The organism is Streptomyces sp. SID486 (genome assembly GCF_009865385.1).
In the GTDB taxonomy this organism is placed as follows: Bacteria; Actinomycetota; Actinomycetes; order Streptomycetales; family Streptomycetaceae; genus Streptomyces.
The window spans coordinates 40,181-47,234 of the sequence record NZ_WWJT01000582.1 but is presented as its reverse complement, the minus strand read 5'-3'; the positions used below and the strand labels follow the sequence as shown (position 1 = coordinate 47,234).

Annotated in this window: 6 protein-coding genes; 3 read left to right on the top strand and 3 right to left on the bottom strand. The window is 68.7% G+C overall.

Features of this window, described 5'->3' with window-relative positions; all coding sequences use genetic code 11:
• Window positions 1-371 (bottom strand): sigma-70 family RNA polymerase sigma factor (locus tag GT045_RS27255; RefSeq protein ID WP_161335780.1); only part of this gene is annotated, 371 nt, incomplete at its 3' end.
• A 301-nt stretch (window positions 372-672) separates the two neighbouring features.
• Here GT045_RS27255 and GT045_RS27250 point away from each other — a divergent pair.
• From GT045_RS27250 to GT045_RS27235, 3 genes are all read left to right on the top strand, one after another.
• Window positions 673-957, top strand: a complete 285-nt coding sequence (locus tag GT045_RS27250) for a hypothetical protein (protein ID WP_161335779.1) — start codon at window positions 673-675, stop codon at window positions 955-957.
• Between the two features lie 943 nt (window positions 958-1,900).
• Complete coding sequence (locus GT045_RS27240; RefSeq protein WP_161335778.1) at window positions 1,901-3,061, top strand: ATP-binding SpoIIE family protein phosphatase; 1,161 nt, start codon at window positions 1,901-1,903, stop codon at window positions 3,059-3,061.
• Window positions 3,062-3,096: 35 nt separating this feature from the next.
• Window positions 3,097-4,065: an ASCH domain-containing protein gene (locus tag GT045_RS27235; RefSeq protein ID WP_237538907.1), complete on the top strand. Its 969-nt coding sequence runs from the start codon at window positions 3,097-3,099 to the stop codon at window positions 4,063-4,065.
• A 162-nt stretch (window positions 4,066-4,227) separates the two neighbouring features.
• Here the strand turns inward: GT045_RS27235 and GT045_RS27230 are convergent, their stop codons facing one another.
• Together GT045_RS27230 and GT045_RS27225 are read right to left on the bottom strand one after the other, a co-directional pair.
• Complete coding sequence (locus GT045_RS27230) at window positions 4,228-5,391, bottom strand: serine hydrolase domain-containing protein (RefSeq protein WP_345942772.1); 1,164 nt, start codon at window positions 5,389-5,391, stop codon at window positions 4,228-4,230.
• Between the two features lie 141 nt (window positions 5,392-5,532).
• Complete coding sequence (locus GT045_RS27225) at window positions 5,533-6,960, bottom strand: cytochrome P450 (RefSeq protein ID WP_161335777.1); 1,428 nt, start codon at window positions 6,958-6,960, stop codon at window positions 5,533-5,535.
• Window positions 6,961-7,054 lie beyond the last annotated feature (94 nt).

The window sequence follows — 7,054 nt, the reverse complement described above, 5'->3', positions numbered from 1 at the left end:
CGGAAGAACCGCTTGATCTCGCCGACGATGTAGGGGATGGCGAACGAGGTGAACTCCACCTCACGGGTCAGCTCGAACCGGTCGATGGCCTTGATCAGGCCGATCATGCCGACCTGGACGATGTCCTCCATCTCCTCCGGTCCGCGGCTGCGGAACCGGCCGGCCGCGAAGCGGACCAGGGACATGTTCATCTCGATCAGCGTGTTCCGGGCGTAGCTGTACTCGGCCGTGCCCTCCTCCAGCCGCGAGAGCTGGTCGAAGAAGAGACGCGTCAGCTGCCGGGCGTCCTTCGGAGCCACCTGCGAGGGGTCGGCCACCTCCGGCAGACCAGCCACGTCCAGGTCCGTCTTCGCCGCAGTCACTGTCGCCATGATGCTTCCCTCCCCTGTCGCTGCACACCGTCGGCCTGCCTGTACGAGCCGACGATCGCGCGCCTACCCCGGCTCACACAGGTCATGCACACAAAAGAAAAACGGCGCACCGACTGTCCGGCAACCGTGAAACAGCCCGTCGCCCTTCCGACGACACGCACGCCGAAACGAGCGACGGGAGGGGTGTGTGAGACATACGGAAGGGTAGGAGCACCAACCGGAACATACGGTTCCGAATAGCTGTACGGCCCGTCTCGCACGGTGATCCCGCGAGGCGGCCCGGATCAAGGAGGAATCGAGCATGATGTTGACGCGACGCATCGTGAGCGCAGGCGTGTGCGCCGCGATCGCCGGCGGCGCCCTGGTGGCCGGCGGCAGCTCGGCGATGGCGGCTACTCCTGCGGCGGACCACCACCGGGCCCCCGGCGCCACGGCCGGCGCGGAGGGCCGGGACACTGCCCGGCAGCCCACGGATCCGTGGATCGCCGACCAGCTGGCCACCTTCTACCCCTCCGCCGCCCACCGCCAGGCGGTCTTCGACCCGTGGATCAAGGACCAGCTGGCTCGCTGGTATCCCGGCAGGTGATGTCGGGAAGGTAGCCCGAAGGTCGTCCTGCCCTGTGCGCCGTGGGTGCGGCCGAAGAAGGATGCATCCGGGCACCGCGACCGGAGCAGGCGGCATCTGGCCTCGGTGGCGCCGCCGTCGGTGTGGCGGGACGCCGGCCAGCGAGCAGAACTCGACCAACGTCGGCGCCTGGCTCCAGCCGCCGGCCGCATGGCACTGACTGCTGTCACCCGTTGCCCGTGTTGGGTCTCCGGTACGAACGGTGCTGACTTTCTCGTGTTCTGCGTCCGAGGGAATGACCTGTGCTCGTCCGTAGCGTGGTGGACAGCACGGAACAACTCGTCATTCAGTTCGGATCGCAAGGGAGAACACCATGAGGGGACATGTATCTCGTATGGGCCGCCTGGCTTCCGTCGCCTCTGCCGCAGTCGTCGTCCTCGCTTGCACCGGTATGGGGGTCGGTGCGGCGGCGGCAGCGGAGCAGAGCCACCCGGTCGGCTATTCGGCTCATGGCGGCGGGGGCCACGGCGGAGACGGCGGTGGCTACGGCGGAGGCGGCGGGGGCTACGGCGGAGGCGGCTACGGCGACAACGGCGACGGCGACGGCTGGGGTGGAGGAGGCTACTAGAGACGGATCCGGCGTTCCCCACCGGGGACGCCGGCTCGCAGCACAGCGGGCGTTCCCGGCCGGGAACGCCCGCTGTGCTGCGAGCCGTCCAGGGCCGGGACGACGATGAGAAGGCCCGTTGGCCCGCTGATACCAACTTCCGGTGAGAGGTGGTGTCCTGCGCCCAGTGGCTGACGTGCACCGCGGCTCTAGCGTCGGGTTCGGGAATGCGAACGCTTCCCACGACGTCACGAGGAGCGGGACATGGAGACGACAACGTCCGCGGACGCACCACGACCGTCACCCTTCGAGACCTCGCAGCTCTCCCGGAGCCCGATCGCCCAGCACGCTGTCGACGTGGCCGTCCGCTGTCGTCCTGCACGGCCGCAGACCTCGGGCGACTGGGTGGAGTGCGTCGCGCTGCCCGAGAATCGCGTGGCCATGGCTGTGGGCAGCGTCGTGGGCCGCGGCCGCCGCGCCCACGCCTGGACCGGCCGGCTGCGCGGTGCAGTCCGCGACCTCGCCTCGACCGGCTTGGCGCCCGACGAACTTCTGGGCCGCCTCGATCATCTCGTGGCACGCTGGGACCGCAGCTCTGACGACTGGCACGGCTCCGTCAGGGGAGCGACCTGTCTGTACGCGATCTACGACCAGGTCTCCCGGCGCTGCGCGGTGTCCCGGGCCGGCCATCAGCCGCCCGCCGTGGTCAGTCCCGATGGCCGGGTGTACTTCCCCGAGGTCGCCGCCGGGCCGCCCCTGGGCCTGGACCATGGGTCGTTCACCACCACGGAGTGGGAGGTGCCCGAGGGGAGCCAGCTCCTGCTCTGCGGCCACGGCCTGGCCCGATGCCGGGGCCGGGGCCGGGGCGGCGACGATGCCGGGTGCGCACTGCTCAGGGAGGTTCTGCGCCGGGCCGGCACCCGCAACGGCGTCGGCGATCCGGAGGAGGTCTGCGCGGCCGTGTTCGACGCACTGCGCCCGGCGCGCCCCGGTGGCGCCGTCGCTCTGCTGGTCGCCCGCACCCACGGCATGCGAGCCGACCAGATCGCCGACTGGGATGTACCTTCCGAGCCGGCGGCGGTGGCGGACCTGCGCGCTGCCGTGACGCGGCAGCTTGCGCAATGGGGTCTGAGCGACCTTGTCTTCACGACCGAGCTGATCCTCAGCGAGCTTGTGAGCAACGCCATGCGCTACACCACCGGGCCGATCCACCTCCGGCTGCTCCGCGATCACGCCCTCACCTGCGAAGTGTTCGACTGCAGCACCGCGATTCCCCACCTGCATCAGGCATCCACCAAAGACGAGAGCGGCCGCGGCCTGTTCCTCGTCGCCCGGCTCGCTGAGCGTTGGGGGGCGCGGCACACGCAGACCGGCAAGGTGATCTGGTCCGAACAGCCCCTGCCTCGGTCGGCGCCGGATGGCACGACCCCGGGGCCGCACGCAGCCCGCGATTCCGTACCTTCGCCGAGGATGCCATCCTCGGACCTGGCACCTGCACGGACCGGGGGCACAAGGTGAGATCCCGTGATCTCCCGTCAGCGTGCGGGGACGTGATGGCCGTTGGGCACCACCCGGCGGGCGGCGGCTGCGAGAACGGCCGGGGCCGCCTCGGTGCGGCGGCGCTGCCGGGCCAGGCGGCGGGCAAACCTGTGGAGCCCGCCTGCGTGGCGTGGAATGATCTTGGGCGACTGCTGAAGGAAGGGAAGGTCAAAAAGGTGTACGTCCCGTCATCTGCACGAGCTCTCGATGATGACGAGTGTGAGCTCGTGGAGCTGGCACGCCGCACCATAGACGCGCATACCGACGCCGGGCCCGATGAGGACGGGATCCACACGGTGGGCGCCGCGGTCATGGCCGCCGATTACCGGATGTTCGCCGGCGTGAACCTCTACCACTTCACCGGCGGGCCCTGCGCCGAACTCGTGGCTCTGGGAGCTGCGCGGGCCCAGGGTGCCCGCCAGATGCGCTGCATCGTCGCCGTGGGAAACCACGGGCGCGGGGTCATCGGACCGTGCGGGCGCGATCGGCAGGTCTTCGTGGACTACTACCCCGCTATGCGCGTCATCGTGCCCACCCCCGCAGGGCTCAGGTCCGTGCTCGCAGCCGACCTGATGCCGCTGGCTCAGCGATGGGCCCCGGAGTCGGGTATGAACGGTCTCGACCTCTCGCTCTACCGAGACCCCGACACGGCCGGTCCCCCGATCGTTCGGTTCCACCCTCGCTACCTCGAAGTCGTCCGCTCCGGCGCCAAGACCAGGACCACCCGCTTCCGTGACCCGGCACAGCTCGGCCCGGCACGGCTGGTGTTCGAGAGCGACCCTGAAGTCGTCCTGGCGGCAGAGGTGACCGGCGTCAGGCACTGCCTGGTCAGCGAACTCACCGACCAGGACGCCAAAGCTGAGGGACTGACGACCGCAGCCGAACTCCGGGAAGCCCTCAAGGGCCACTACCCAGATCTGTCGGGAACCGACGAAGTCGACGTCATCACCTTCCAGATCGACGACAACAAGGGCGCCGCTTAATCGTTTTGCCCACGTCGTAGTGGGTGGCGGGGCGCCGGTTCTTCGAGCCGGACGGGCGCCCGGGGCAGAGCCGGTTGGGTTCAGGCGCACGGGCCGACCAAGGCGAACACGGCGTGAGGGATCGTCGCAGCGGCCTCGTTCGGTGTGGTGGGAAAGTGCTGCTCATGTAGACGTCGGAGACCGACGGGCGGAGCACAGGGCGTGGTCGACGAGAGCCGTGACGTCGTGGATCTGCCGGGCTCCGGTGCTTTCGTCGCCCGGTCGGCTGTGCAGGGAGACCGTGACGGTGGTCCGGCCGTCGGAAGTCGTGGCAGGCCACACCAGGTATCCGAATCCGTCGCCGCTGTGCCCCCAGTACCCGCCGCCGCAGGACAGCGGTGTCCAGAACAGGCCGAGCCCGTCGCGCGTGCCCGAGGGGAAGCCGCGGTCTGCGGGGACTTCGACGGTGCGCCGCATCTCAGCCAGCTGCGCGGGGGCCAGAAGCCTGCCTTGCATCAGTGCTGTGAAGAACCGGTTGACGTCCCCAGCCGTACTGATCATCGACCCGTCGGCGTCGGCGTCGAAGGGGAGGTAGGCGACCGTGGTGTCGGTCATGGCACCACCCGGCTCGAACTGCTGGTAGTCCCGGGCATGAGGGCCGGGCAGGAACGGCCAGTCCCCGGGCGTACGGGTGCGGGTGAGCCGCAGCGGACGAAGAATCCTGGCCCGGACCTCGTACTCCCACGAATGTCCCGTGACCGCTTCGACGACCATGCCGAGGACAACGTAGTTGGTGTTGGAGTACTCCCAGCCGGCACCGGGCGCGAAGGACGGCTGGTGCTTCATCGCGAGGGCCACACGCTGTCGGGACGTGTAGGTGGTCCAGCGGTTCGCGCGATACCCGGCCGCGCTGAGGTCAGGAACGACGTCGCCGATGTAGTCGGGCAGCCCGCTGGTGTGCTGGAGAAGCCGGCGCAGAGTGACCCGGTGCCCGTCATTGCCGTGGCCGCGGACCAGGCCGGGCAGCCACGTGTCCACCGTGTCGTCCAGCGACAGCTTGCCTTCGCCGGCGAGTTGGAGCAGTACGGCCGCGACGAACGTCTTCGTGGTGCTGCCGATCCTCAGGTAGCCGTCCGCGGCCACAGGCTGCCCGGTGGTGAGATCACCGACCCCGCTACGGACGGTCCGCACCCCGTCGGGCGTCTCCAGCCTCGCCGTCACGCCTGTGATGCCGTCGTCCCGCAGGACGTCGACATCACGCTGCAGTTGGGACAGGCGGTCGGGAGCCGCCGCCCTGGATTCTGCCGGAACGAACAACGCCAGAAGGGCGACAGCTAGCACGGTCACTGTCCGACGGTTGTTCCGACTCAGCGTGATCGACATGAGGCAACGCTAAAGATCGACACGTCTGGCGAACCATCCGGCCAGCCATAGGCCCCATGGTCGGGTTCTCCCCAGTGCGCCGGCTGTCAGACCATGGAGAACAGTTCACGGCCTGCGCAGGAAGCCGATGTCGTCGTCGATGACCGTCCGGGGCGAAACGGGTATGTGCTCGTGATGCTCAAGGCGGAGCGTGGTGAATTCGATCCCGCGGCTCCACACCGTTCGCAGGAACTCCTTGATGAACTCCGTGGTGAGTTGCTCGCCGCCGCACCGCCGGTAGCCGAATCCGAACGGCGCATAGCCGGCCGTGTCGCAGATCGGGTACGCGGTGCCGTCGACCACTCCGTACACGGCGCCGAAAGCGCTGTTGGTCATCTCCGCCCGGCGGCCGTCCTTGACGGAGAACGGTCGCGGTGGGAAGGGGCAGCGCGCCAGTCCTGCCTGGCGGCGTCTCGTCTCCGGATCGTCGGCAGTCGTCGGCGCGTCCCGGTACCTGTCCGGATCGAACTCGTCCGGGTTGCTCCACTGCCGTGGATCCCTGCTCGCCGAGGAGTGCGAGGTGAGCACGTTGCCCAGACGGGGATCGGCACCCCGTTCGGTGCTCACGGTCGAAAGGCTGCCGCCGTTCGGGGAAACCGTGCGAAAGAGCTCCATCACGTAGCGGTCGAGTCGGGTGAACGTGCCACCGTCGTCCGTGTCCGGGCCGCTCGTCATGGTCCGCCGGAACCAGTTGCGTACGGCGCTGTCACCGTGGCGCTCGTTCAGCAACGCCATGGTGCGGTAGATCATGTTGCCCCACTGGCTGAACGCCAGGAAGTTGTGGAAGCACTCGAAGACGATGTCCTCGCGGCGGAAGTGCTCACTCCCCCGGCCGTTCTTGAGCCAGTAGTGGACGAAGGTCCCCTCGGGATCGTCGACGTCGCCGTCGATCACTGCCTGCACCCGTTGGTCGATCCACTGCGTGAGCCGCGGACGCAGTTCGCGTACGCGCATGATGTTCTCCCGCACGATGCTCTCCGTGGGATACCAGTGGCCGAGGACGGCGGTGAAGCCGGCGCCGATCGCGCGCACCTCGGAGGGGATGGCGTCGCCGGTGACGCCGAGGTGGAGGTCCCAGTAGAGGTCGAAGTAGTTTCGGTAGTACTCGTGCATCAGCGGCTTGCCGGCGTTGGTGTCGGCGAACAGCCGGGCGAGGAAACCGCGGATCTTGGGGACGTACTTGGCCGCGCAGAGATCCGGTGTGGTGGCCGAGGCGTAGATCTTCTTTCGCTCGTTGTCCGGTCCCCGCTGGCCGTAGCCCGTGATGAAGACCGTGGTGCCCTTCTCCGGATCGGGCGCCCACCCCTCGTAGAGCATGCCCCAAAAGTGCGGCGGGGCCGCGTTCTCCTTGCTCAGGGCGAGGTCGATCATGGGAAGTGCGGGCCGTTCCCCCACGTACTCGCTGCTCTTGAGGTAGGGCACCACCGCGTGCTCGATGTAGTCCGGATCGAAGGCTGGCGGAAGCATTCCGACCCAGGCGTTGGGTGTGTTCATGGCCGATTCCTCTGGTCGTCGGGTCAGCACGGCAGCAGAGGTGGCGCGGCGGCGCACCCGTGGCCGTGCTGTCAGGCTGACACGCAGGCGCTCC

Excerpts from the sequence above, each read along its gene's own strand:
- GT045_RS27250 (WP_161335779.1), top strand. The coding sequence starts at position 673 with ATGATGTTGACGCGACGCATCGTGAGCGCAGGCGTGTGCGCCGCGATC.
- GT045_RS27235 (WP_237538907.1), top strand. The coding sequence starts at position 3,097 with ATGGCCGTTGGGCACCACCCGGCGGGCGGCGGCTGCGAGAACGGCCGG.
- GT045_RS27225 (WP_161335777.1), bottom strand. The coding sequence starts at position 6,960 with ATGAACACACCCAACGCCTGGGTCGGAATGCTTCCGCCAGCCTTCGAT.